We start from the raw sequence: 24,097 nt of genomic DNA, 5'->3' as shown, positions 1-24,097 counted from the left end.
CTTCTGGGTCAGGCCGCAGCCTTGACCGGACCCGACGCGGCTTGCTTGCCGGCGGCGAGCCCGAAATCTTCGGGGAAATGGTCGAGCGCGGACAGCACCGGATACGGCGTCATCCCGCCCATCGCGCACAGCGAGCCTGCGAGCATCGTGTCGCACAGGTCGCGCAGCAGCGTGATCTGCCGCTCCGACGTATCGCCTTCGCGAATCCGTGCGATCGTCTCGACGCCGCGCGTCGAGCCGATCCGGCACGGCGTGCACTTGCCGCACGATTCGATCGCGCAGAACTTCATCGCGTATTCGGCGAGTTCTGCCAGATTCGACGTGTCGTCGTGCAGCACGATGCCGCCGTGACCAACGACCGCGCCGATGGCCGTGTACGCCTCGTAATCGAGCGGCACGTCCCACTGGTGTTCGGGCAGGTACGTGCCGAGCGGGCCGCCCACCTGGGCTGCGCGCGCCGGCCGGCCGCTTGCGGTGCCGCCGCCGAAGTCGAACATCAGCTCGCGCAGCGTGACGCCGAACGCGAGCTCGACGAGGCCGCCATGGCGAATGTTGCCCGCGAGCTGGAACGGCAGCGTGCCGCGCGAGCGGCCCATCCCGTAGTCGCGATAGAACGCGGCGCCGCGCGCGAAGATCACCGGCGCGGTCGCGAGCGTGATCACGTTGTTGATCACGGTCGGCTGGCCGAACAGGCCGGCCAGCGCCGGCAGCGGCGGCTTTGCGCGCACCACGCCGCGCTTGCCTTCGAGCGATTCGAGCAGTGCCGTTTCCTCGCCGCACACGTAAGAACCGGCGCCCTTCGCGACGTGCAGGTCGAACGCATGCGCGGAGCCGAGCACGTGCTCGCCGAGCCAGCCGGCGTCGCGGGCGCGCTCGATCGCGGTTTCGAGCGCGGCGATCGCGTGCGGATATTCGCTGCGCACGTAGATGTAGCCGAGCGTCGCGCCCGTCGCGATGCCAGCGATGATCATCCCTTCGATCAGGCAGTACGGGTCGCTTTCCATGATCAGGCGATCGGAGAACGTGCCCGAATCGCCTTCGTCCGCGTTGCAGACGATGTACTTTTGCGCTGCGCTGGCCTGCCGCACGGTGCGCCACTTGATGCCGGCCGGGAAGGCCGCGCCGCCGCGGCCGCGCAGCCCTGATTCGATCAGCGTCTCGCACGCGGCGTCGCCGTCGAGCGCGAGTGCGTTCTTCAGGCCGGCGAGGCCGTCGTGCTTCAGGTAGTCGTCGATCGACAGCGGATCGGTCAGGCCGATGCGTGCGAACGTGAGTCGCTGCTGGCGTGCGAGATAGGGCACGGCATCGACCAAGCCGACGCCGCTCGGATGCGTGCCGCCGTCGAGCCAGTTCGCATCGAAGAGGGCCGGCACGTCGGCGGCCGACAGGTTCGCGTAGCCGACGCGTCCGGCGGCCGTGCCGACCTCGACGAGCGGCTCGAGCCACAGCAGCCCGCGGGAGCCGTTGCGGATCAGTTCGATGTCGGCGCCGCGCCGCTCGGCTTCCGCGACGATCGCGGCGGCGAGGGCGTCGGCGCCGAGCGCCAGCGCGGACGAATCGCGCGGAACGTAAATGCGGGTCGTCATGCGGCCTCCGGGGCGTGGGCGGCCGCGTCGGCGAGCAGCGCGTCGAATTTCTCCGGCGTGACCTTTGCGTGCAGCACGCCGTTGACCGTCATCGAAGGCGATTGCGCGCACAGTCCCAGGCAGTAGACGGATTCGAGCGCGACGTCGCCCGGCGCGTGCGCGTCGGCACCGTCGCCGTGCGCCGCGTCGAACCGGCAACCCGTGCGCGCTTCCGCGTGCGCGGCGAGCGTTTCGCAGCCCATGCTGCGGCACGCCTCGGCGCGGCACATCTGGATCGTCACGCGCGCGGGCGGCGCGGTGCGGAAGTGGTGATAGTAGGTGAGCACGCCGTGCACTTCCGCGCGCGACAGGTTCAGTGCCTTCGCGAGCGGCGCGACGCAGCCGGCCGGCACGTAGCCCGCGTCGTCCTGGATCGCATGCAGGATCGCGACCAACGAGCGGCCGGCGCGCGCATGGCGCTCGACGAGCGCGTCGGGCGCTGGGGAATTCGGGGACATCGGTTATGCTCCTCCAAAGTCTCATATGCGCTCGGAATGCATATAGTGCGCAGCGGGACTTCGTTCTGATTGATTTTGCCCAACGATAAGCGGAAGATTGCGCCGTCGCAATAGGAAGTCGGAGTGCATAATTGATTCGGATCGAATGCGACGCGTATCTGACCGTACGCGACACGGAGGGCCGCACCGCGAGCCTGTCGGATGTCGCGCCATTGCTGGAGCTCGTGGCCGATACGGGCAGCATCGCGCAGGCTGCGCAGGCAAAGGGGCTGTCGTATCGGCACGCGTGGGGCATGCTGCGCGCGCTGGAGGCGTGCGTCGGCGGCGAATTGATCGAGACCGCGCGCGGCAAGGGCTCGACGCTGTCCGAACTCGGGCAGGCCGTGGTCGACGCGCAGCGCCTCGCGCGCAGCCGTCTCGACGGAAACCTGCGCGCGCTCGCGGCCGAGGTGGCGAGCGACCTGAACCGGCGGCTCGCGCAGCGCGATGGCGCCGTGCGCATCCATGCGTCGCACGGCTATGCGGTCGCGGCGCTCGTGTCCGCGCTCGTCGATGCGCAGGCCGCGGTCGACATCAAATATCGGGAAAGCGTCGAGGCCGTGCGGGCGCTTGCCCGCGGCGAATGTGAACTGGCCGGCTTCCATCTGCCGCGCGGCGCATTCCGCGAGCAGTGCGCACAGATCTACCGGCCGTGGCTCGACGATACGCGTCACGTGCTGATTCATCTGACGCGTCGCCAGCAGGGGCTGTTCGTGCCGCGCGGCAACCCGAAGCAGGTCCGTGGGCTAGCCGATCTCGCCCGCAACGACATTCGCTTCGTCAACCGGCAGCCGGGGTCGGGCACGCGGATGCTGCTCGATCTCGCGTTGCGCGCGATCGGCATCGATCCCGAGCGTATCGACGGCTACGCGTCGGCCGAACTCACCCACTCCGCGATCGCCGCGTTCGTCGCGAGCGGGATGGCCGATCTCGGCTTCGGCGTCGAGCCGGCCGCGCGTCATTTCGGGCTCGATTTCATCCCGGTCGTCGACGAGGACTATTACTTCGCGTGCGAACGCGCGCAGCTCGATTCGCGGCCGCTCGCCGGCGTGCTGGCCTTGCTGCGCGACGCACACTTCATCGAGCGCGTCGCGCATCTCGATGGCTACGATCCGGCCGCGTGCGGAACGCTGACCGGCATCGCGGCGGGGCTCGCCGGCACCGACGCGGCGGGTGCGGCGGACAGCAACGCGCGGTAACGCGGGCGCGTGCGAACCGCGATGCAGCGGTGGGGGATTTGCGCTACGCTTGCCGCTTGATCAACGTTCCAACAAGCACGCCGTTCAGGCGTCATCCCGCCATGAAACTTTCCGTTCCCCTCTCCGCGGCAGCGTTGACCGCGGGGCTTCTGATCGCTGTTGCGCCGTTGGCGTTTGCACAGAATTCTCCTGGCGTGCCCGGCGGGATCCTGAGCGAACAGTTCCGCCTGAACGAGCATCCGCAGATGCCGTTTGCGGCATCGACGCCGTCGCAGAAATACCAGGGCAGCAAGAAATCGGCGCTGCGCCGCAAGGGCGATATGGGCGACCCGAACGGTTGCAATCTGAAGTGCCCGATGGACACCCAGTAAACAGTGGCCGACGCGCCCGGTCGTTGCGGGCGCGAATGTCCAGCCGGGGCCGCGCCGATACCGCGTGGTTTTCTTCGAGCCCCGCACAGCGTGACGCTGTGCGGGGCTCGTGCGTTATGGGCCGTCGTCGTCCGGTGCACACGTGCGTGCCGGGTCGGCCGAATGGTGGCCTAGGTGTTAACCCTTGATTCAGGAAGAATGCCTTCCAGAAACCCGTCTTATTCTTAAGCACTCGCCTACATAAACTTCGGTTTGTCAGCGATGAACGGGTGTTCACCGCGAAATCAGACAAATCTGGAGGTAGGTCACCATGAAGTCGCTCGTTCAAGCCGTTGTCGTTGCTGCCGCTCTCGTCGCCCCGGTCGTGTCGTTCGCCCAGCCGGGCTCGGCGCTCACCCGCGCACAGGTTCGCGCCGAACTGGTGCAGTTGCAGCAGGCCGGTTACAACACCGCCCGCGGTGAAGATCCGCACTATCCGGAGGCCATCCAGGCCGCCACGGCGCGTGTTGCAGAGCAGCAGCGCAGTGCACTCGCTGAAGAACGAGGCGCGGATGCGAGCGGCTACGGCGCCGAAGTGCGCGGCGCATCGGCGTCGGGTTCGCGTGCGATCGGCGTGCGTCCGGCCAGCGCGGAAGAGATGAAGTCGCTGTATCGCGGCAGCTAAGCTACGCGGCGTCCGGCGTCCGGCGAGGCCGGGCGGCAGGGGCGACGACGCGTCGTGCTCCTGTCGCGGCGCCGGGCCCGGTACTGTCCGGCCCGGTCGAGCGCCGGGCGCGCAACACCGAACATCCGTCACCTCCTGTCGCCGGAAAGCCGGCGGCGTTCCGCCCGGCCTGCCGCCTGTGGCCGGGCGCTTTTTCGGAAGGGGTGCGTGTATGGCTCGCGTCGCGCCCAACAAAAAACCCCGCAGACTTCCGTCGTGCGGGGTTCGTGCGTCAAGCGCGGAATTTGGTGGAGGCGGCGGGAATCGAACCCGCGTCCAGAAGCGCTCCACGACTAGTTCTACATGTTTAGTTCAGTCATTTGATTTAACCGCAGCGACGCGGACGAACACGCTGCACTACGGCGATTCGCTAGGTTTTCGACCCTGGCGTCGCGACGCCGACAGGGCTTAACTGACGTAAATGACCTCTGGCGGTATTGCTACCGGTCTTGCGACACTAGCCCGTCAGTGAACTAGGCAGAGGACGGCGGCCGTTAGGCTGCCAGTGCGAACGTATCGTCGTTTGCAGTTACGATTTTCCCATTGATTAACGAGGTGACGGGTCCTCGACATGCCCTAGCCGCTTCACAACCCCTGTCGAAACCAGGTCGCCCCCGCGGATAAGATCAGTCATTATAGCGCAACATCGCGCAGCAGTTCGCGCAGTTCCCGCGTCGAGCCGACGAGATGCTGCGCCTGCCAGTCGGCCGGGGCGGCGCCGTCGCCGCAATAGCCATAGGCGGCCGCGACCGTCGCCATGCCGGCGGCGCTACCGGCCTGGATGTCGCGAAGATCGTCGCCGACGTAGACGATGCGCTCCGGCGCAAGCGTCATTTGCGCGGCCGCATGCAGCAGCGGGGCCGGATGCGGCTTCGAGTGCGGCGTTGTGTCGCCCCCGACGATGCAGGCCGCGCGCGACGAGAGGCCGAGCAGGTCGGCGAGCGGCGCGGTCAGGCGCATCGCTTTGTTCGTGACGATACCCCAGCGCACGCCGCGCGAATCGAGCTCGTCGAGCACGTCGCCGATACCGGGGAACAGCGTCGTATGCACGCAGATGTCGGTCGCGTAATTGATCAGGAACTCGTCGCGCATCGCGTCGTAGCCGGGCGACTGCGGATCGATGCCGAATGCGCCGCCGAGCAGGCCGCGCGCGCCGGCCGATGCCAGCGGTCGCAGCACGTCGAGCGGCGTTTCCGCCAAGCCGCGCACGCGCTGCATCTTGTTGACGGCCGCGGCGAGATCGGGCGCCGTGTCGGCGAGCGTGCCGTCGAGGTCGAACAGCACTGCATCGCAGTGCAGCAGGCGCGGCTCGTCGAATGCGGCCCGCTCGGTCGAAAGGGGAGTCGTCATGCCGGTCGGAAGGTCACGCACCGCGGCGGCACGCGACGAGATAGTTGATGTCGGTGTCGTTCGACAGCGCGAAGCGCTTGCCGATCGGGTGATAGGTGATGCCCTTGATCTCGACGATGTGCAGGTCGGTCCCGCGCACGAAGCTCGCCAGTTCCGACGGGCGGATGAAGCGTGCGTAATCGTGGGTGCCCTTGGGCAGCATCTGCGCGATGTACTCGGCGCCGATCACCGCGAACAGGTAGGACTTCAGGTTGCGGTTCAACGTCGAGAAGAACACCCAGCCGCCCGGCTTCACGAGCGTCGCGCACGCGGCGACGATGCCAGCCGGCGACGGCACGTGCTCGAGCATTTCCATGCAGGTGACGACGTCATAGCTGCCGGGTTCGCGCTCGGCGATCGCTTCGGCGGCGATTGCCTCGTAGTCGACCGTGATGCCGCTTTCGAGGCTGTGCAGGTCGGCCACGCCGAGCGCTTCGTTCGACAGGTCGATCCCTTTCACCTGCGCGCCGAGGCCGGCCATCGATTCGGACAGGATGCCGCCGCCGCAGCCGACGTCGAGCGCGCGCTTGCCGGCGAGGTGCGCATGCGAGTCGATCCAGCCGAGCCGGACCGGGTTCAGGTCGTGCAACGGCTTGAATTCGGCATTCGGATCCCACCACCGATGGGCGAGGTCGCTGAATTTCTGGAGTTCGTGCGGATCGGCGTTGGTCATGTCGGCAAACGGGCTACGGAAGGAGGGCGGTGCGTCGGTACATCAGCCCCCAGTATATAAGCGGGCGGACGACGAGGCCAGCGAGCGCCCGGACGGGCGTCAAAGAAAAAGCCCCGCCGGAGCGGGGCTTTGAAGCAGTCGAAAACCGCGGCTTACTGCGCCGGAACGGTCGTCTTCTGAACTTCTTGCGTACCGACCACTTCGACTTCCACGCGGCGATCCGGTGCGAGGCAGGCGATCAGTTGCTTGCGATTCTTCTGGTTGCAACCGGTCGTGACCGGGTTGCGCTTGCCCTTGCCTTCCGTGTAGATCTTGTTGGCCGGGACACCCTTGCTGACCAGGTACGACTTGACTGCTTGCGCACGGCGCAGCGACAGACGGTCGTTGTACTTGTCCGAACCGATGCGGTCCGTGTAGCCCGTTGCGACGACCACTTCCGTGTTCATGCCCTGGATCTTCGAACCCAGTTCGTCGAGCTTCTGCTTGCCCAGCGGCTTGAGCGTTGCCTTGTCGAAGTCGAACAGTGCGTCGGCTTGATACGTGATCTTCTGGCTCGTGATTGCCGGAGCGACCGGTGCGACCGGAGCCGGTGCCGGTGCCTGGGCGACCAGTGCGCCATCGCACTTCGCGTTGGCGGTGGCCGGCGTCCAGAACGCGTCACGCCAGCAGAGCTCGTTCGTGCCGTTCATCCACACCCATTCGCCCGTGCCGTTCACCCAGTTGTCGTTCACGGCTTGACGCGACGCCGGCACCGACTGTGCCGAAGCGGATGCAGCCATAACTGCGGTAGCTGCAATGAACGCGAGCTTTGAAAGTTTATTCATATTTCTCCTCTCGAAATTGAGATTACCGCAGGTTTACTGCGAGCCTGTTGACGGTGACAAGTCATACATTGCTCGAAGTATAACATTGGTGCGGCACAAAAAACGCGGCACCGCTCTGTGTAGACTTCGAGCAGCGTCTAACTTTCAGTGCGTTGGCATTTTGCCATATCGTTCCCTTCCTACGAAAAAAAATCCTCCCCACCCCAAGATCGCTTCAACTTTGTGGTGCATGCGCAACACCCGCCTGCCGTAACTTTTAGAGATTGTCAAGAGCGTGCCGGCGGAATTGCGGCGGACGCCGCAGGTGTTTACGCGTTCGGGCGAAACTTCTCTCGTGCACGCGAAGCAAATTTGCTCGGACGCCGGAGCTGCCTGATGGGGCGCGATCACGGTCGTTTCGGGCGCGCCGCCATGGCCGCGATTTCTGCTGTTTACATATAGAGGGGGCGGCGAATTGGCTGCTGATTGGCGCATGTTAGAATCTCGCGTTGCGTTGCGCATGCAGCGCCCACGCGAAAGGCGTTCGCCGTCTTCGCTCCGAAACGATACGGATACATGGATCAATTCGCCAAAGAGACCCTGCCCACCTCCCTAGAGGAGGAAATGCGCCGTTCGTATCTCGATTACGCGATGAGCGTGATCGTCGGACGTGCCCTTCCGGATGTCCGCGACGGCCTGAAGCCCGTGCACCGGCGCGTACTGTTCGCGATGCACGAGCTGAACAACGACTGGAACCGCGCGTACAAGAAATCGGCGCGTATCGTCGGTGACGTGATCGGTAAATATCACCCGCACGGCGATACCGCGGTGTACGACACGATCGTGCGGATGGCGCAGGACTTCTCGCTGCGCTACATGCTGATCGACGGACAGGGCAACTTCGGCTCGATCGACGGCGACAACGCCGCGGCGATGCGTTACACCGAAATTCGCATGGCGAAGATCGGTCATGAGCTGCTCGCCGACATCGACAAGGAAACAGTCGACTTCGAGCCCAACTACGACGGCAACGAGATGCAGCCGTCGGTCCTGCCGTCGCGCATCCCGAATCTGCTGATCAATGGCTCGTCGGGCATCGCGGTCGGCATGGCGACCAACATCCCGCCGCACAACCTGAACGAAGTCGTCGACGCGTGCCAGCACCTGCTGGGCAACCCGGAAGCGACGATCGACGAGCTGATCGAGATCATCCCGGCGCCGGACTTCCCGACGGCCGGCATCATCTACGGCGTCGCCGGCGTGCGCGACGGCTACCGCACCGGGCGCGGCCGCGTCGTGATGCGCGCGGCCACGCACTTCGAGGAGATCGACCGCGGCCAGCGGATGGCGATCATCGTCGACGAGCTGCCGTACCAGGTGAACAAGCGCTCGCTGCTCGAGCGCATCGCCGAGCTCGTCAACGAGAAGAAGCTCGAGGGCATCTCCGACATCCGCGACGAGTCCGACAAGAGCGGCATGCGCGTCGTGATCGAGCTGAAGCGCGGCGAAGTGCCGGAAGTGGTGCTGAACAACCTGTACAAGGCGACGCAGCTGCAGGACACGTTCGGCATGAACATGGTCGCGCTGGTCGACGGCCAGCCGAAGCTGCTGAACCTGAAGGAAATCCTGCAGGCGTTCCTGTCGCATCGGCGGGAAGTGCTGACACGCCGCACGATCTACGAACTGCGCAAGGCCCGCGAGCGCGGCCACGTGCTCGAAGGTCTGGCGGTCGCGCTCGCGAACATCGACGAGTTCATCGCGATCATCAAGGCCGCGCCGACGCCGCCGATCGCGAAGCAGGAATTGATGGCGAAGCCGTGGGATTCGTCGCTCGTGCGCGAGATGCTCACGCGCGCCGAGACCGAAAACGCGTCGGCGGGCGGCCGCTCCGCGTATCGTCCGGAAGGCCTGAACCCGGCATTCGGGATGCAGACCGACGGGCTGTACCGCCTGTCCGACACGCAGGCGCAGGAAATCCTGCAGATGCGTCTGCAACGCCTGACCGGTCTCGAGCAGGACAAGATCATCGGCGAGTACCGCGAAGTGATGGCGCAGATCGCCGACCTGCTGGACATTCTCGCTCGCCCCGAGCGGATCACGACGATGATCGGCGAAGAGCTGACGTCGGTGAAGGCCGAATTCGGCGACGCGCGCCGCTCGAAGATCGAGCTGAACGCGACCGAGCTGAACACCGAAGACTTGATCACGCCGCAGGACATGGTCGTCACGATGTCGCACGCGGGTTACGTGAAGTCGCAGCCGCTGTCCGAGTATCGCGCGCAGAAGCGCGGCGGTCGCGGCAAGCAGGCGACGCAGATGAAGGAAGACGACTGGATCGAGACGCTGTTCATCGCGAACACGCACGATTACATCCTGTGCTTCTCGAACCGCGGCCGCGTGTACTGGGTCAAGGTCTATGAAGTGCCGCAGGGCTCGCGCAACTCGCGCGGCCGTCCGATCGTCAACATGTTCCCGCTGCAGGACGGCGAGAAGATCAACGTCGTGCTGCCGGTGAAGGAATTCTCGGCCGACAAGTTCATCTTCATGGCGACGTCGCTCGGCACCGTGAAGAAGACGCCGCTCGAAGCATTCAGCCGTCCGATGAAGAAGGGCATCATCGCGGTCGGCCTCGACGACGGTGATTACCTGATCGGTGCGTCGATCACCGACGGCGCGCACGACGTGATGCTGTTCTCCGACGCCGGCAAGGCCGTGCGCTTCGACGAGAACGACGTGCGCCCGATGGGGCGCGAAGCGCGCGGCGTGCGCGGCATGCAGCTCGAGGATGGCCAGCAGGTCATCGCGTTGCTGGTCGCGGGCAGCGAAGAGCAGACCGTGCTCACCGCGACCGAGAACGGCTACGGCAAGCGCACGCCGATCACCGAGTACACGCGTCACGGCCGCGGCACGAAGGGGATGATCGCGATCCAGACGTCCGAGCGCAACGGCAAGGTGGTGGCCGCGACGCTCGTCGACCCCGAGGATCAGATCATGCTGATCACGACGGCGGGCGTGCTGATTCGCACGCGCGTGTCGGAGATCCGCGAGATGGGACGCGCTACGCAAGGTGTTACACTCATCAGTCTCGATGAGGGTACGAAGCTCTCCGGCCTGCAGCAGATCGCGGAAGCCGAAGAGGGCGAAGGCGAGGCCGACGAGGCGTCGGACGGCGAAGCCTAAGAAACGGATGAAACTCGAGCCGCCGCGGGCGCACGGCGCCGCGGTCGGCGAGCAACCATTCATATTTCCAAAGGGAGTGATGATGCAAAAGCAATTCAAGCAACTGGTTCTGCTGGCTGCACTGGTGCCGACGTTCGCGATGGCGCAAGCGCTGTCGAATTCCGCACCGGCTGCAACCGCAGCAGCTGCGCCGATCGACGCCGACAAGAAGGCAGCGATCAAGGATCTGCTCGACGCGATCGACGCGCCGAAGCTCGTGTCGGCTATCGGCAACAGCGCCGAAATGCAGGCAAAGCAGCTCGTGCCGGCGATCCTGTCGGACGCACTGTCGGAAAACAAGTCGCTGAACGACAAGCAGAAGCAAGCCGCCGTGCCGACGCTGCAAAAGAACGCAGTGCCGAAGCTGGTTGACGGCGCGGGCAAGGTGTTCGGCTCGCAGCAGTTCCAGAACGACGCGATGTCGGCTCAGTACGACGCGTACGCGAAGTACTACAGCACGTCGGAGATCAAGGATCTGACGACGTTCTACAAGAGCCCGACGGGCCGCAAGTTCATCCAGGTTCAGGATCAGGTTGGCCGCGACGTGGTCAACGGCCTGATGCAGAAGTACATGCCGCAAGCGATCCAGGCGACGCGCGCGCAGGCTGACAAGGAAGTCGCGGCAGTCAAGCCGGGCAAGTAAGCCGTCCGGGCACGCCGCCCGGCCGTTCGGCCGGGTTTGGCGGGAGCCTGATGACAGTGCGATAATGGCCGTTTGCGCGCGAGCGCAAGCGGCCATTTCTTTTCTGGCGCGGTTCTTTCTGCCGGCGGCAAGCCGGTCGCAAGCCGGTCGCGTCCCTCCCGAGGTTTTCACGATGCGCGTCTTTAATTTCTCCGCCGGCCCTGCGGCGCTCCCCGAGGAAGTGCTGCGGCAGGCCGCCGACGAAATGCTCGACTGGCACGGCAGCGGCATGAGCGTGATGGAGATGAGCCATCGCGGCAAGGAATTCATGTCGATCCACGAGGCGGCGCTGGCCGACCTGCGCGAGCTGCTCGACGTGCCGGCCAGCCACCGAATCCTGTTCCTGCAGGGCGGCGGCATTGCCGAAAACGCGATCGTGCCGATGAACCTGCTCGGTTCGCGCGAGACCGCCGACTTCGTCGTGACGGGTTCGTGGTCGCAGAAGTCGTTCAACGAAGCGAAGAAATACGGCACGCCGCGCCTGGCCGCCTCGGGCAAGACGGCCGACGGTTTCACGCGCGCGCCCGCCCGCGACGAATGGCAGCTGTCGGACGACCCGGCCTACGTGCATCTGTGCACGAACGAGACGATCGACGGCGTCGAGACGTTCGAGATCCCCGACCTCGGCGACATCCCGCTCGTTGCCGATGTCTCGTCGCACATCCTGTCGCGCCCGATGGACGTCGCGAAGTACGGCGTGCTGTTCGGCGGCGCGCAGAAGAACATCGGGATGGCCGGCGTGACGGTCGTGATCGTGCGCGAGGATCTGCTCGATCGCGCGCAGTCGATCTGCCCGTCCGCCTTCGAATGGAAGACGGTTGCCGCGAACAACTCGCTGTACAACACGCCGCCCACCTATGCGATCTACATCGCGGGCCTCGTGTTCCAGTGGCTGAAGCGGCAGGGCGGCCTCGCAGCGATCGAGGCGCGCAATATCGAAAAGGCGAAGCTGCTCTACGACACGATCGATGCGAGCGGCTTCTATCTGAACAAGGTCGAGCCGGCGGTGCGTTCGCGCATGAACGTGCCGTTTTTCCTGGCCGACGAAACGCGCAATGAAGACTTCCTTGCCGGCGCTAAGGCGCGCGGGCTGCTGCAGCTGAAGGGCCACAAGTCCGTCGGCGGCATGCGGGCGTCGATCTACAACGCGGTGCCGCTCGAGGGCGTGAAAGCGCTCGTCGAGTACATGAAGGACTTCGAGCAGCGCGGCGCCTGAGCGCGGCGCTGTTCAAACAGCACGGCAAAACGCATGGACGACGAACTCAATTCCCGCCTGAAACCGCTGCGCGATCGCATCGATGCGATCGACGCGCAGCTGATCGCGCTCCTCAACCAGCGCGCCGCGGTGGCGCTCGAGGTGGGCGAGGTCAAGAAGCATTTCAACGCGCCGGTGTTCCGGCCGGAGCGCGAGCTGCAGGTGATCGCGCGCCTGCAGGACATGAGCGCGGGGCCGCTCGCGGGCGAGCACATCAGCGCCATCTGGCGCGAGATCATGGCCGCGAGCCGCGCGCTCGAGCAGACGATCCACGTCGCGTTCCTCGGGCCGGTCGGCACGTACAGCGAACAGGCGATGTTCGAGTATTTCGGGCAGTCGATCGAAGGGCTGCCGTGCCCGTCGATCGACGAAGTGTTCCGCTCGGTCGAGGCAGGCGCGTCCGCATTCGGGATCGCGCCGGTCGAGAATTCGACCGAAGGCGCGGTCTCGCGCACGCTCGACCTGCTGCTGCAGACGCAACTGCTGATCAGCGGTGAGCTCGCGCTGCCGATCCATCACAACCTGCTCACGCAGAGCGGTACGCTCGACGGCGTGACGCGCGTCTGCGCGCATGCGCAGGCGCTCGCGCAATGCCAGCAGTGGCTCGCCGCGAACGCGCCGCAGCTCGAGCGGCAAGCGGTGGCGAGCAATGCCGAGGCGGCGCGTCTCGCCGCGGCCGACCCGAGCGTCGCGGCGATCGCCGGCGACCGCGCGGCCGCGCACTACGGGCTGCAGATCGCGTTCTCGCTGATCCAGGACGATCCGCACAACCGCACGCGCTTCGTGATCATCGGCAAGCACCCGGCCGGGCAGACCGGTCACGACCAGACGTCGCTGATCGTGTCGGTGAAGAACGAGCCGGGCGCCGTGTTCAAGCTGCTCGAACCGCTCGCACGGCACGGTGTGTCGATGACGCGTTTCGAATCGCGCCCGGCGCGTGTCGGCACGTGGGAGTATTACTTCTACATCGACATCGAAGGGCACCGGGACGAGGCGGCCGTGGCTGCCGCGCTCGCGGAGCTCGGCCAGAAGGCCGCGTTCCTGAAGATACTCGGTTCGTATCCGCGCGCGCGCTGATGCGCAGCGGCCCGTCGCCTGCCTCGCGCAGGCGGCGCGGCGAAGCGGGCAGGGCAGGCCGGGCGGCACTGCCGAAGGCGGGTTCGGGCGGTATCCGGTGCAGTTCGCGCCGGGTGCGGTCCGTTGCCCGGAATCTGGACTTCCGTGCGCGGGGCATCGTTCCGCGTGCGTCACTTGGCTCTTGTCGTGTCAGGCTTTGCATTCAACAAACTGGTCATCTTCGGTGTCGGCCTGATCGGCGGATCGCTGGCGCGCGCGTTGCGCGAGCGCGCGCCGGGCGGTGCGGGCGAAGTCGTCGGCGTCGGTCGTTCGCGTGCGTCGGTCGAACGCGCGCTCGCGCTCGGCGTGATCGATCGCGCGGCGGCCCTCGACGACGATGCGCAACTGCGCGACGCGCTGGCCGGCGCCGATCTGGTGCTGCTGGCCGCGCCCGTCGCGCAGACGGGCCCGCTGCTTTCGCGCATCGCGCCGTGGCTCGACGCCGCCACGATCGTCACGGATGCGGGCAGCACCAAGTCCGACGTCGTCGCGGCCGCGCGCGACGCGCTCGGTGCGCGGATTGCGCAGTTCGTGCCGGGGCACCCGATCGCCGGGCGCGAGTCGAGCGGCGTCGAGGCTGCGCTGCCGGATCTCTACGTCGGCCGCAACGTCGTGCTGTGCCCGCTGCCGGAGAACGCGCCCGATGCGGTCGCGCGGATCGACGCGATGTGGCGGGCGACCGGCGCCGACGTGCGCACGATGAGCACGGCTCAGCACGATCGCGTGTTCGCGTCGATCAGTCATCTGCCGCACCTGCTGTCGTTCGCGCTCGTCGAACAGATCCTCGGCGACGCCGATGCCGAACTGAAATTCTCGTACGCGGCGGGCGGCTTCCGCGACTTCACGCGGATCGCCGCGTCGAGCCCGGAAATGTGGCGCGACGTATGCGTCGCGAATCGCGCGGCGCTGCTCGACGAACTCGACGGCTATACGCGCGTGCTCGCCCGGCTGCGTGACGCGATCGACGCCGGCGACGGCGCGGCGCTCGAAGCCGTGTTCACGCGCTCGCGTGCCGCACGCAAGGCATGGCAGGAGCGCGGCGCGCAGCCCGCTGCCGAACCGGTCAAGAAATAACAGGAAACAGGACGATTCCCATGGACTATCTCGATCTCGGCCCGTATTCCAGTGCGTCGGGCACCGTGCGTCTGCCCGGCTCGAAGAGCATCTCGAACCGCGTGCTGCTGCTCGCGGCGCTCGCCGAAGGCGAAACGACGATCACCAACCTGCTCGATTCCGACGACACGCGGGTGATGCTCGATGCGCTCGGCAAGCTCGGCGTGAAGCTCGCGCGCGACGGCGACACCTGTGTCGTCACCGGCACGCGCGGCGCGTTCACCGCGAAGACCGCCGATCTGTTCCTCGGCAATGCGGGCACCGCGGTGCGGCCGCTGACTGCGGCGCTCGCGGTCAACGGCGGCGACTATCGCGTGCATGGCGTGCCGCGCATGCACGAGCGGCCGATCGGCGACCTCGTCGACGGCCTGCGGCAGATCGGCGCACAGATCGACTACGAGCAAAACGACGGCTTTCCGCCGCTGCGGATCAAGCCGGCGGCGATCACGGTCGATGCGCCGATCCGCGTGCGCGGCGACGTGTCGAGCCAGTTCCTCACCGCGCTGCTGATGACGCTGCCGCTCGTGAAGGCGAAGGATGGCAGGATCGTCGTCGAAGTCGACGGCGAGCTGATCTCGAAACCGTACATCGACATCACGATCCGGTTGATGGAGCGCTTCGGCGTGACCGTCGAGCGCGACGGCTGGCAGCGCTTCGTCGTGCCGGCCAGGGTCCGCTACCGTTCGCCGGGACGCATCATGGTCGAGGGCGATGCGTCGTCGGCGTCGTACTTCCTCGCGGCCGGCGCGCTCGGCGGCGGCCCGCTGCGCGTCGAGGGCGTGGGGCGAGCGAGCATCCAGGGCGACGTCGGTTTCGCGAACGCGCTGATGCAGATGGGCGCGAACGTGTCGATGGGCGACGACTGGATCGAGGTGCGCGGCATCGGCCACGACCACGGCAAGCTCGAACCGGTCGACATGGACTTCAACCTGATTCCCGACGCAGCGATGACCATTGCGGTCGCGGCGCTGTTCGCGAGCGGCACGAGCACGCTGCGCAACATCGCGAGCTGGCGAGTGAAGGAAACCGACCGAATCGCCGCGATGGCGACCGAGCTGCGCAAGGTCGGTGCGATCGTCGAGGAAGGCCCCGACTATCTGGTCGTCACGCCGCCGCAACGGCTCACGCCGAACGCCGCGATCGATACGTATGACGATCACCGGATGGCGATGTGCTTCTCGCTCGTCAGCCTGGGCGGCGTGCCCGTGCGGATCAACGACCCGAAGTGCGTCGGCAAGACGTTCCCCGACTATTTCGACCGCTTCGCCGCGCTCGCCAAGGCCTGACCCGACTGACCCGATGAAATCGACCCGACCCTTTCACCCGACCCCCGTCATCACGATCGACGGCCCGACTGCTTCCGGCAAGGGGACCGTCGCCGCGCTCGTCGCCGCGCATCTCGGCTTCCACCTGCTCGACAGCGGTGCGCTGTACCGTCTGGCCGCGCTCGCGAGCGTGCGCTACGGCATCGCGGCGGAGGACATCGACGCGCTCGTGAAGCTGATCGACGATCTTCACATCACGTTCCGCGAGGGCTGCGCGCAGCTCGACGGCGTCGACGTGTCGAACGACATCCGCGCCGAAGCGGTCGGCAACCGCGCGTCGGCGATCGCCGTGCACGGGCCGGTGCGTGCCGCGCTGGTCGCGCGCCAGCGCGCGTTCCGCAAGACGCCGGGCCTCGTCGCCGACGGGCGCGACATGGGCACCGTGATCTTCCCGGATGCCGTGCTGAAGGTGTTCCTGACGGCCAGCGCCGAGGCGCGCGCGACCAGACGGCATAAGCAATTGATGCAAAAAGGTTTTTCTGCTAATATAGATGACTTGCTCCGGGATCTTCGTGAACGTGACGCGCGCGACAGCAATCGCGCAGCCGCGCCGCTGAAGCCCGCGGCAGATGCCCAGCTGCTCGATACGTCGGCGCTTTCGGTCGATGAAGCCGTCGACCAGGTGCTCCAGTGGTACCGAGCGCTCGGTCAGCCGGCCTGAGAAGGCGGGCAGCAGTAGGTGCTTCGCGCGCAGGTGCGTGCGGAGCGTGTTTCGAACCCTTAACCCCGTATGGCGTCGATCTGGCTCTTTCAGCCTGCCATTCCGGCCGGCGTGGCACAGCGATCCATGCACAATCAGATTTTTATGTCCGACCTGCAAACCTCCACCCCGAATACCGAATCCTTTGCGGCTCTGTTCGAAGAGTCGCTGACCCGTCAAGACATGCGCGCCGGCGAAGTGATTTCCGCCGAAGTCGTGCGCGTCGACCACAACTTCGTGGTCGTCAATGCAGGCCTGAAGTCCGAGGCTTACATTCCGATCGAGGAATTCCTGAACGATCAGGGCGAGGTTGAGGTGCAGTCGGGCGATTTCGTGTCCGTCGCGATCGACGCACTCGAAAACGGCTACGGCGACACGATCCTGTCGCGCGACAAGGCGAAGCGCCTTGCATCGTGGCTGTCGCTGGAAAAGGCCCTCGACAACAACGAACTCGTCACCGGCACGATCACCGGCAAGGTGAAGGGCGGCATGACCGTGATGGTCAACGGCATCCGCGCGTTCCTGCCGGGTTCGCTGGTCGACACGCGTCCGGTCAAGGACACGACCCCGTACGAAGGCAAGACGCTCGAGTTCCGCGTGATCAAGCTCGATCGCAAGCGTAACAACGTCGTGCTGTCGCGTCGTGCAGTGATCGAGGCAACGCAAGGCGAAGAGCGCGCGAAGCTGCTCGAGACGCTGAAGGAAGGCGCGATCGTCAACGGCGTGGTCAAGAACATCACCGACTACGGCGCATTCGTCGACCTCGGCGGCATCGACGGCCTGCTGCACATCACCGACATCGCATGGCGTCGCGTGCGTCACCCGAGCGAAGTTCTGTCGGTTGGCCAGGAAGTCACCGCGAAGATCCTCAAGTTCGACCAAGAGAAGAACCGCGTCTCGCTGGGCATCAAGCAACTGGGCGACGATCCGTGGGAAGGCATCTCGCGCCGTTACCCGTCGGGCACGCGCCTGTTCGGCAAGGTCACGAACATCACCGACTACGGCGCATTCGTCGAAGTGGAATCGGGCATCGAAGGCCTGGTTCACGTGTCGGAAATGGACTGGACCAACAAGAACGTTGCTCCGTCGAAGGTTGTCCAGCTGGGCGACGAAGTCGAAGTCATGGTCCTCGAGATCGACGAAGACCGTCGTCGTATCAGCCTCGGCATGAAGCAGTGCAAGCCGAATCCGTGGGATGACTTCAGCCGCAACTTCAAGAAGGGCGACAAGATCACGGGCGCAATCAAGTCGATCACCGACTTCGGCGTGTTCATCGGTCTGCCGGGCGGCATCGACGGCCTGGTCCACCTGTCGGACCTGTCGTGGAGCGAAGCCGGCGAAGAAGCCGTTCGCAAGTACAAGAAGGGCGACGAAGTCGAAGCGATCGTGCTCGGTATCGACGTCGAGAAGGAGCGTATTTCGCTCGGCATCAAGCAACTCGAAGGCGACCCGTTCAGCAACTACGTTGCAATGAACGACAAGGGTTCGATCGTCGACGGCGTCGTGAAGTCGGTCGATGCGAAGGGCGCTGTCATCACGCTGAACGGCGACATCGAAGGCTACCTGCGCGCATCGGAAATCGCACAGGATCGCGTCGAAGATGCACGCAACGTGCTGAAGGAAGGCGACAAGGTCAACGCGATGGTGATCAACATCGATCGCAAGTCGCGTGGCATCAACCTGTCGATCAAGGCGAAGGATTCGGCTGAACAACAGGAAGCAATCCGCGGCCTGCAGTCGGACTCGAGCGCTGCTGCGACCGGTACGACCAACCTCGGCGCGCTGCTGAAGGCGAAGCTCGACGGCCAGAACCAGTAAGCCTCACGAGGTCTGCTGAAGTATGACCAAATCCGAGTTGGTCGCGCAGCTGGCACTGCGATTTCCGCAACTTGTCCTCAAGGATGCGGATTTCGCGGTGAAAACGATGCTCGATGCGATGTCCGACGCTCTCGCGAAAGGGCATCGCATTGAAATTCGGGGTTTCGGCAGCTTCGGCCTCAACCGTCGCCCGGCGCGCGTCGGACGCAACCCGAAGTCGGGGGAGAAAGTGCAGGTGCCCGAGAAGTTCGTGCCTCACTTCAAGCCCGGCAAGGAATTGCGCGAACGCGTCGACGGCCGCGCCGGCGAGCCGCTGAAAGCTGATGATCCGGACGACGAGCGTTGAACGTCGTTCGGTTTGCCCGGAATCCGTCCGGCGAAGGCTGAAGAAAAAGCGCCCCTTGCGGGCGCTTTTTTCATTTCAGGCGACTGGGCGGCCCCGCACACCCGAATGATGTGCGGTGACGCGGAAACGCTTCCTTTACAATACGGGTCGATTCGGCGCCGCGAAGGGGAGTCGCGCGTCACGGCAAACCTCAACAAAGAGAGGGCTACATGAAGTTTATCGTCTGGCTGATCCGGGTATTGGTGTTCGTGCTGCTGCTGGTGCTCGCACTGGCCAATACGCAAACCGCGACGCTGAATTTCCTTGCCGGCTATGAATGGCAAGCGCCGCTGATCCTGATCGGTCTCGCGTTCTTCGTCGTGGGGTTGCTGGCCGGCCTGCTGTCCGCGCTGCCGGCGATCTTCCGCCTGCGCCTCGAGAACGGCCGCATCAAGCGCGATCTGCGCGCGGCGCGCGAAACTCCGGTCGTCGTCGACCAGCCGCCGATGCCGCCCGTCATTTAACACGGACGCCGCGCGATCCTCGCGCGGTTTTCGTCTCTGCTTCGATATTTCGCATGGATCTGGATTTCTGGTGGTTGCTCGCGATTCCGGTGGCGTTTGCGCTCGGCTGGGCGGCGTCACGCTATGACCTGAAGAATCTCCTGTCGGAGAGCGCCAACCTGCCGCGATCGTATTTCCGCGGCCTGAACTTTCTGTTGAACGAACAACCGGACAAGGCGATCGACGCGTTCATCGAGGTCGCGAAGCTCGACCCCGAGACGGTCGAGCTGCACTTCGCGCTGGGCAACCTGTTTCGCCGCCGCGGTGAAACGGACCGCGCGATCCGCGTGCACCAGAACCTGCTGAGCCGCACGGACCTGCCGGTCAACGAACGCGACCATGCGCTGTTCGAACTCGGCCAGGACTTCCTGAAGGCCGGCCTGCTTGATCGTGCCGAGGAATCGTTCCATCGACTCGCCGACGGCGACTACGCGCTGGGCGCGCAGCGCGCGCTGCTGACGATCTACGAGATCGAGAAGGACTGGAACAAGTCGATCGATACCGCGAAGCGCATCGAATCGATGAGCGACAAGCCGCTCGGCACCGAAATCGCGCAGTTCCACTGCGAACTCGCGCAAGACGCGCTGCAGCGCAAGGACGCCGGGGCCGCGGCCGAACAGTTGAAGCTCGCGCTCGTTGCGAATCCGCAGAACGTGCGCGCGACGATCCTGTCCGGCGATGCCGCGGAGGCGGCAGGTAACCCTGCAGCCGCGATCGAGCACTGGAAGCGTGTCGAAGCGCAGAATCCCGCCTACCTGCCGCTCGTCGCCGACAAGCTGATGAAGGCGCACGTCGCGCTCGGCAAGGCAGTCGAGGGGGCCGAGCTGCTGATGGGCTACGTCGAGCGCTACCCGTCGAACGACCTGCTCGATATCGCCTATCAGCATATCGCAGGCTTGCGCGGCCACGACGCGGCGCATACGCTCGCGCGTACGCAGATGGAAAAGTCGCCGAACTTGTCCGGCATGCTGCACCTGCTCGATGCGCAGATCGCGGCGGCCGACGAGCCGCGCCGTAAGGAACTTGAAATGATGCGTGCGCTGATCAAGCAGCGCACCAAAAATCTGCCACGCTATACGTGCCAGAATTGCGGTTTCCGGGCACGGCTCTTCTACTGGCAGTGCCCCGGATGCAGCGGCTGGGAAACCTATGCGCCGCGTCGCGTCGAACCTGCAATGCCGGGCTGATCCCGGCGTGCGGCGCCGACGCGCTGCGGTTGCCGCCGGGTCCGGCCCGACGGCCAAGTTAGTCAATTACCGGGACGTACCGGAACATCTATGAAAATCACCATCATCGGCACCGGCTATGTCGGTCTTGTCACGGGCTCCTGTCTCGCCGAAATCGGCCACGACGTGTTCTGCCTGGACGTCGATCCGCGCAAGATCGAGATCCTGAACAACGGCGGGATGCCGATTCACGAACCGGGCCTGCTGGACATCGTCGCGCGCAACCGCGCGGCAGGCCGCCTGCGCTTCTCGACCGACATCGAGGCGAGTGTCGCGCACGGCGAGATTCAGTTCATCGCGGTCGGCACGCCGCCCGACGAGGACGGCTCGGCCGACCTGCAATACGTACTCGAGGCCGCGCGCAACATCGGCCGCCACATGACCGGTTTCAAGGTGATCGTCGACAAGTCGACGGTGCCGGTCGGCACCGCGCAGCGCGTACGCGCCGTGGTCGACGAGGCACTGGGTGCTCGCGGCCTCGCGGGCAGCGTCGCGCATCGCTTCTCGGTCGTGTCGAACCCTGAATTCCTGAAGGAAGGCGCGGCCGTCGAGGACTTCATGCGCCCGGACCGGATCATCATCGGCATCGATGACGACGAGACGGGCACGATCGCGCGCGAGAAGATGAAGAAGCTGTACGCGCCGTTCAACCGCAATCACGAGCGCACGATCTACATGGACGTGCGTTCGGCGGAATTCGCGAAATATGCGGCGAATGCGATGCTCGCGACGCGCATCTCGTTCATGAACGAGATGTCGAATCTCGCCGACAAGGTCGGTGCCGACATCGAAGCCGTGCGGCGCGGGATCGGCTCCGATCCGCGCATCGGCTATCACTTCCTGTACGCGGGCGTCGGCTACGGCGGCTCGTGCTTCCCGAAGGACGTGCAGGCGCTGATCCGCACCGCCGGCGAGAACGGCCAGCCGCTGCGCATCCTGGAAGCCGTGGAAGCGGCCAACTCCGCGCAGAAGGATGTGCTGATCGGCAAGATCGAGCAGCGCTTCGGCGCCGATCTGAGCGGTCGCGAGTTCGCGGTGTGGGGCCTCGCGTTCAAGCCGAATACGGACGACATGCGCGAGGCGCCGAGCCGTCGCCTGATCGGCGCGCTGCTCGAACGCGGCGCAGCCGTGCGCGCATACGACCCGGTCGCGATCGACGAGGCGCGCCGCGTGTTCGAACTCGATCTCGGCGAGGGTTCCGACGCGCTCGCGCGCCTGCAATTCGTCGATACGCAGGACGCGGCCGTGACCGCCGCGGATGCGCTCGTGATCGTCACCGAGTGGAAGGAATTCAGGAGCCCGGATTTCGCGCGCCTGAAGGCCGAACTGAAGGCGCCGGTGATCTTCGACGGGCGTAACCTGTACGAACCGGACGCGATGGCCGAACTCGGCATCGATTACCACGCGATCGGGCGTCCGCACGTCGATCCCCAGTCCCTCTCCCGTGGATGACCGCACGATGACTACCCTTCGCGAAGTGGTGCCGGTTCCGCGCGCGCAGCTCGCACGTTCGCGCGTGCTCGTCGTCGGTGACGTGATGCTCGACCGCTACTGGTTCGGCAACGTCGACCGCATCTCGCCGGAAGCGCCGGTGCCGGTCGTGCACGTGCAGCGTCACGAAGAGCGGCTCGGCGGCGCGGCCAACGTCGCGCGCAACGCGGTGACGCTCGGCGCGCAGGCCGGGCTGCTGTGCGTGGTCGGCTGCGACGAACCGGGCGAGCGGATCGTCGAATTGCTCGACAGCAGCGGCGTGACGCCGCATCTCGAACGCGATGCGGCGCTGCCGACCACCATCAAGCTGCGCGTGCTCGCGCGCCAGCAGCAACTGCTGCGCGTCGACTTCGAGGCGACGCCGACCCACGAGGTACTGCTCGCCGGTCTCGCGCGTTTCGATGGGCTGCTGCCGCAGCACGACGTCGTGCTGATGTCGGACTACGCGAAAGGCGGTCTGACCCACGTGACGACGATGATCGAGAAGGCGCGCGCGGCCGGCAAGCCGGTGCTCGTCGATCCGAAGGGCGGCGACTGGGCGCGCTATCGCGGCGCGTCGCTGATCACGCCGAATCGCGCCGAGCTGCGCGAAGTCGTCGGCCAGTGGCATTCGGAAGACGACCTGCGCGCGCGCGTCGCGAAGTTGCGTGCGGAACTCGACCTCGATGCGTTGCTGCTCACCCGCTCGGAAGAGGGGATGACGCTCTTTTCCGCGACGGGCGAACTGCACGCACCGGCGCTCGCGCGCGAGGTGTACGACGTGTCCGGTGCGGGCGATACCGTGATCGCGACGGTCGCGACGATGCTCGGCGCAGGCGTGCCGCTCGTCGATGCCGTCGTGCTCGCGAACCGCGCAGCGGGCATCGTGGTCGGCAAGCTGGGTACGGCCACGGTAGACTACGACGAACTGTTTCACTGAGCGCATCCGGCGGCGCGCCGCGCGTGCCGCACGTGTGTCTTGCAATTTTTCAGGCAGAACGATCATGACCATCATCGTCACCGGCGCAGCCGGTTTTATCGGCGCGAACATCGTCAAGGGGCTCAACGAGCGCGGCGAGTCGCGCATCATTGCGGTCGACAATCTGACGCGCGCGGACAAGTTCCGCAATCTCGTCGATTGCGAAATCGACGACTATCTCGACAAGACGGAGTTCGTCGAGCGCTTCGCGCGCGGCGACTTCGGCAAGGTACGCGCGGTGTTCCATGAAGGCGCCTGTTCGGACACGATGGAAACCGACGGTCGCTACATGATGGACAACAACTTCCGCTACAGCCGTGCGGTACTCGATGCGTGCCTCGCACAGGGCGCGCAGTTCCTGTACGCGTCGTCGGCGGCGATCTACGGCGGCTCGACGCGTTTCGTCGAGGAGCGCGAGGTCGAGGCGCCGCTGAACGTCTACGGCTATTCGAAGTTCCTGTTCGACCAGGTGATCCGCCGCGTGCTGCCGAGCGCGAAGAGCCAGATCGCCGGGTTCCGCTACTTCAACGTGTACGGGCCGCGCGAGACGCACAAGGGCCGCATGGCCTCGGTCGCGTTCCATAACTTCAACCAGTTCCGCGCGGAAGGCAAGGTCAAGCTGTTCGGCGAGTACAACGGTTATGCGCCGGGCGAGCAGACGCGCGACTTCGTGTCGGTCGAGGACGTCGCGAAGGTGAACCTGTTCTTCTTCGATCATCCGGAGAAGTCGGGCATCTTCAACCTCGGCACCGGCCGTGCACAGCCGTTCAACGACATCGCGTCGACGGTCGTGAACACGCTGCGCGCGCTCGACAACCTGCCGCCGCTCACGCTCGCGCAGCAGGTCGAGCAAGGGCTGATCGAGTACGTGCCGTTCCCCGACGCGCTGCGCGGCAAGTATCAGTGCTTCACGCAGGCCGACCAGACGAAACTGCGTGCTGCCGGCTACGACGCGGCGTTCCTGACGGTGCAGGAAGGGGTCGACCGCTACGTGCGTTGGCTGTCCGGCCAGGTTTAAACGCACGCGTTGCATCGCTAGACTGGGT

Annotated in this window: 22 protein-coding genes and 1 other RNA gene; 17 read left to right on the top strand and 6 right to left on the bottom strand. The window is 65.6% G+C overall.

Features of this window, described 5'->3' with window-relative positions; genetic code table 11:
- Nucleotides 1-8: 8 nt before the first annotated feature.
- Entirely contained in the window at nucleotides 9-1,586 is a 1,578-nt protein-coding gene (locus C7H84_RS20990) for a formate dehydrogenase beta subunit (RefSeq protein WP_121860582.1), read from the bottom strand.
- A complete protein-coding gene (locus C7H84_RS20985; protein ID WP_121860581.1) occupies nucleotides 1,583-2,083 on the bottom strand; it encodes an NAD(P)H-dependent oxidoreductase subunit E in 501 nt (166 codons plus the stop codon). The genes C7H84_RS20990 and C7H84_RS20985 overlap by 4 nt, the downstream gene beginning before the upstream one ends.
- 131 nt (nucleotides 2,084-2,214) lie before the next feature.
- Here C7H84_RS20985 and C7H84_RS20980 point away from each other — a divergent pair, with 131 nt between their 5' ends.
- The 3 genes from C7H84_RS20980 to C7H84_RS20970 all read left to right on the top strand — a co-directional run bounded on the left by C7H84_RS20980 (nucleotide 2,215) and on the right by C7H84_RS20970 (nucleotide 4,356).
- A complete protein-coding gene (locus C7H84_RS20980; RefSeq protein ID WP_121860580.1) occupies nucleotides 2,215-3,321 on the top strand; it encodes a substrate-binding domain-containing protein in 1,107 nt (368 codons plus the stop codon).
- A 101-nt stretch (nucleotides 3,322-3,422) separates the two neighbouring features.
- Nucleotides 3,423-3,692 carry a hypothetical protein gene (locus C7H84_RS20975; RefSeq protein ID WP_121860579.1) on the top strand — a complete coding sequence of 90 codons (270 nt, stop codon included), beginning with the start codon at nucleotides 3,423-3,425 and terminating at the stop codon, nucleotides 3,690-3,692.
- Between the two features lie 310 nt (nucleotides 3,693-4,002).
- Nucleotides 4,003-4,356, top strand: coding sequence for a DUF4148 domain-containing protein (locus C7H84_RS20970; RefSeq protein ID WP_121860578.1), 354 nt, complete (start codon nucleotides 4,003-4,005; stop codon nucleotides 4,354-4,356).
- Between the two features lie 285 nt (nucleotides 4,357-4,641).
- Here the strand turns inward: C7H84_RS20970 and ssrA are convergent.
- From ssrA to ompA, 4 genes are all read right to left on the bottom strand, one after another.
- Nucleotides 4,642-5,011, bottom strand: a transfer-messenger RNA (tmRNA) gene (gene ssrA, locus C7H84_RS20965).
- A 17-nt stretch (nucleotides 5,012-5,028) separates the two neighbouring features.
- The gene (gene gph / locus C7H84_RS20960; protein ID WP_121860711.1) at nucleotides 5,029-5,745 is read right to left on the bottom strand and encodes a phosphoglycolate phosphatase; all 717 of its coding nucleotides are present in this window, start codon (nucleotides 5,743-5,745) and stop codon (nucleotides 5,029-5,031) included.
- A gap of 13 nt (nucleotides 5,746-5,758) precedes the next feature.
- A complete protein-coding gene (gene ubiG, locus C7H84_RS20955; RefSeq protein ID WP_121860577.1) occupies nucleotides 5,759-6,457 on the bottom strand; it encodes a bifunctional 2-polyprenyl-6-hydroxyphenol methylase/3-demethylubiquinol 3-O-methyltransferase UbiG in 699 nt (232 codons plus the stop codon).
- Between the two features lie 152 nt (nucleotides 6,458-6,609).
- Nucleotides 6,610-7,281, bottom strand: a complete 672-nt coding sequence (gene ompA / locus C7H84_RS20950) for an outer membrane protein OmpA (protein WP_121860576.1) — start codon at nucleotides 7,279-7,281, stop codon at nucleotides 6,610-6,612.
- Between the two features lie 555 nt (nucleotides 7,282-7,836).
- Here ompA and gyrA point away from each other — a divergent pair.
- From gyrA to rfaD, 14 genes are all read left to right on the top strand, one after another.
- Nucleotides 7,837-10,440: a DNA gyrase subunit A gene (gyrA, locus tag C7H84_RS20945; RefSeq protein WP_121860575.1), complete on the top strand. Its 2,604-nt coding sequence runs from the start codon at nucleotides 7,837-7,839 to the stop codon at nucleotides 10,438-10,440.
- Between the two features lie 82 nt (nucleotides 10,441-10,522).
- A complete protein-coding gene (locus tag C7H84_RS20940) occupies nucleotides 10,523-11,122 on the top strand; it encodes a DUF2059 domain-containing protein (protein ID WP_044844860.1) in 600 nt (199 codons plus the stop codon).
- A 172-nt stretch (nucleotides 11,123-11,294) separates the two neighbouring features.
- Nucleotides 11,295-12,377 carry a 3-phosphoserine/phosphohydroxythreonine transaminase gene (gene serC / locus C7H84_RS20935; protein ID WP_121860574.1) on the top strand — a complete coding sequence of 361 codons (1,083 nt, stop codon included), beginning with the start codon at nucleotides 11,295-11,297 and terminating at the stop codon, nucleotides 12,375-12,377.
- Nucleotides 12,378-12,410: 33 nt separating this feature from the next.
- A complete protein-coding gene (gene pheA, locus C7H84_RS20930; protein WP_121860573.1) occupies nucleotides 12,411-13,493 on the top strand; it encodes a prephenate dehydratase in 1,083 nt (360 codons plus the stop codon).
- 186 nt (nucleotides 13,494-13,679) lie between these two features.
- Nucleotides 13,680-14,606 carry a prephenate dehydrogenase/arogenate dehydrogenase family protein gene (locus C7H84_RS20925; protein ID WP_121860572.1) on the top strand — a complete coding sequence of 309 codons (927 nt, stop codon included), beginning with the start codon at nucleotides 13,680-13,682 and terminating at the stop codon, nucleotides 14,604-14,606.
- A 20-nt stretch (nucleotides 14,607-14,626) separates the two neighbouring features.
- Nucleotides 14,627-15,931, top strand: coding sequence for a 3-phosphoshikimate 1-carboxyvinyltransferase (gene aroA, locus C7H84_RS20920; RefSeq protein WP_121860571.1), 1,305 nt, complete (start codon nucleotides 14,627-14,629; stop codon nucleotides 15,929-15,931).
- 13 nt (nucleotides 15,932-15,944) lie between these two features.
- Nucleotides 15,945-16,631, top strand: a complete 687-nt coding sequence (gene cmk / locus C7H84_RS20915) for a (d)CMP kinase (RefSeq protein WP_121860570.1) — start codon at nucleotides 15,945-15,947, stop codon at nucleotides 16,629-16,631.
- Between the two features lie 126 nt (nucleotides 16,632-16,757).
- Nucleotides 16,758-18,488 carry a 30S ribosomal protein S1 gene (gene rpsA, locus C7H84_RS20910; protein WP_346428389.1) on the top strand — a complete coding sequence of 577 codons (1,731 nt, stop codon included), beginning with the start codon at nucleotides 16,758-16,760 and terminating at the stop codon, nucleotides 18,486-18,488.
- A gap of 22 nt (nucleotides 18,489-18,510) precedes the next feature.
- Nucleotides 18,511-18,834 carry an integration host factor subunit beta gene (locus tag C7H84_RS20905; protein WP_034187427.1) on the top strand — a complete coding sequence of 108 codons (324 nt, stop codon included), beginning with the start codon at nucleotides 18,511-18,513 and terminating at the stop codon, nucleotides 18,832-18,834.
- Nucleotides 18,835-19,043: 209 nt separating this feature from the next.
- Complete coding sequence (locus C7H84_RS20900; RefSeq protein ID WP_121860569.1) at nucleotides 19,044-19,337, top strand: LapA family protein; 294 nt, start codon at nucleotides 19,044-19,046, stop codon at nucleotides 19,335-19,337.
- A gap of 53 nt (nucleotides 19,338-19,390) precedes the next feature.
- Complete coding sequence (gene lapB / locus C7H84_RS20895; protein WP_121860568.1) at nucleotides 19,391-20,563, top strand: lipopolysaccharide assembly protein LapB; 1,173 nt, start codon at nucleotides 19,391-19,393, stop codon at nucleotides 20,561-20,563.
- 90 nt (nucleotides 20,564-20,653) lie between these two features.
- A complete protein-coding gene (locus C7H84_RS20890) occupies nucleotides 20,654-22,054 on the top strand; it encodes a UDP-glucose/GDP-mannose dehydrogenase family protein (protein ID WP_121860567.1) in 1,401 nt (466 codons plus the stop codon).
- A gap of 7 nt (nucleotides 22,055-22,061) precedes the next feature.
- Entirely contained in the window at nucleotides 22,062-23,012 is a 951-nt protein-coding gene (gene rfaE1 / locus C7H84_RS20885; protein ID WP_121860566.1) for a D-glycero-beta-D-manno-heptose-7-phosphate kinase, read from the top strand.
- 64 nt (nucleotides 23,013-23,076) lie between these two features.
- Entirely contained in the window at nucleotides 23,077-24,069 is a 993-nt protein-coding gene (gene rfaD / locus C7H84_RS20880) for an ADP-glyceromanno-heptose 6-epimerase (protein ID WP_121860565.1), read from the top strand.
- The last annotated feature ends 28 nt before the right edge of the window (nucleotides 24,070-24,097 follow it).

Source organism: Burkholderia sp. Nafp2/4-1b (genome assembly GCF_003635165.1).
GTDB lineage: Bacteria > Pseudomonadota > Gammaproteobacteria > Burkholderiales > Burkholderiaceae > Burkholderia.
This window is presented reverse-complemented; position numbering and strand designations above follow the sequence as displayed.

Coding starts and splice junctions, on each gene's coding strand:
- C7H84_RS20990 (WP_121860582.1), bottom strand. CDS start 1,586: ATGACGACCCGCATTTACGTTCCGCGCGATTCGTCCGCGCTGGCGCTC.
- C7H84_RS20985 (WP_121860581.1), bottom strand. CDS start 2,083: ATGTCCCCGAATTCCCCAGCGCCCGACGCGCTCGTCGAGCGCCATGCG.
- C7H84_RS20975 (WP_121860579.1), top strand. CDS start 3,423: ATGAAACTTTCCGTTCCCCTCTCCGCGGCAGCGTTGACCGCGGGGCTT.
- C7H84_RS20970 (WP_121860578.1), top strand. CDS start 4,003: ATGAAGTCGCTCGTTCAAGCCGTTGTCGTTGCTGCCGCTCTCGTCGCC.
- gph (WP_121860711.1), bottom strand. CDS start 5,745: ATGACGACTCCCCTTTCGACCGAGCGGGCCGCATTCGACGAGCCGCGC.
- ubiG (WP_121860577.1), bottom strand. CDS start 6,457: ATGACCAACGCCGATCCGCACGAACTCCAGAAATTCAGCGACCTCGCC.
- ompA (WP_121860576.1), bottom strand. CDS start 7,281: ATGAATAAACTTTCAAAGCTCGCGTTCATTGCAGCTACCGCAGTTATG.
- gyrA (WP_121860575.1), top strand. CDS start 7,837: ATGGATCAATTCGCCAAAGAGACCCTGCCCACCTCCCTAGAGGAGGAA.
- C7H84_RS20940 (WP_044844860.1), top strand. CDS start 10,523: ATGCAAAAGCAATTCAAGCAACTGGTTCTGCTGGCTGCACTGGTGCCG.
- serC (WP_121860574.1), top strand. CDS start 11,295: ATGCGCGTCTTTAATTTCTCCGCCGGCCCTGCGGCGCTCCCCGAGGAA.
- pheA (WP_121860573.1), top strand. CDS start 12,411: ATGGACGACGAACTCAATTCCCGCCTGAAACCGCTGCGCGATCGCATC.
- aroA (WP_121860571.1), top strand. CDS start 14,627: ATGGACTATCTCGATCTCGGCCCGTATTCCAGTGCGTCGGGCACCGTG.
- cmk (WP_121860570.1), top strand. CDS start 15,945: ATGAAATCGACCCGACCCTTTCACCCGACCCCCGTCATCACGATCGAC.
- rpsA (WP_346428389.1), top strand. CDS start 16,758: ATGCACAATCAGATTTTTATGTCCGACCTGCAAACCTCCACCCCGAAT.
- C7H84_RS20905 (WP_034187427.1), top strand. CDS start 18,511: ATGACCAAATCCGAGTTGGTCGCGCAGCTGGCACTGCGATTTCCGCAA.
- C7H84_RS20900 (WP_121860569.1), top strand. CDS start 19,044: ATGAAGTTTATCGTCTGGCTGATCCGGGTATTGGTGTTCGTGCTGCTG.
- lapB (WP_121860568.1), top strand. CDS start 19,391: ATGGATCTGGATTTCTGGTGGTTGCTCGCGATTCCGGTGGCGTTTGCG.
- C7H84_RS20890 (WP_121860567.1), top strand. CDS start 20,654: ATGAAAATCACCATCATCGGCACCGGCTATGTCGGTCTTGTCACGGGC.
- rfaE1 (WP_121860566.1), top strand. CDS start 22,062: ATGACTACCCTTCGCGAAGTGGTGCCGGTTCCGCGCGCGCAGCTCGCA.
- rfaD (WP_121860565.1), top strand. CDS start 23,077: ATGACCATCATCGTCACCGGCGCAGCCGGTTTTATCGGCGCGAACATC.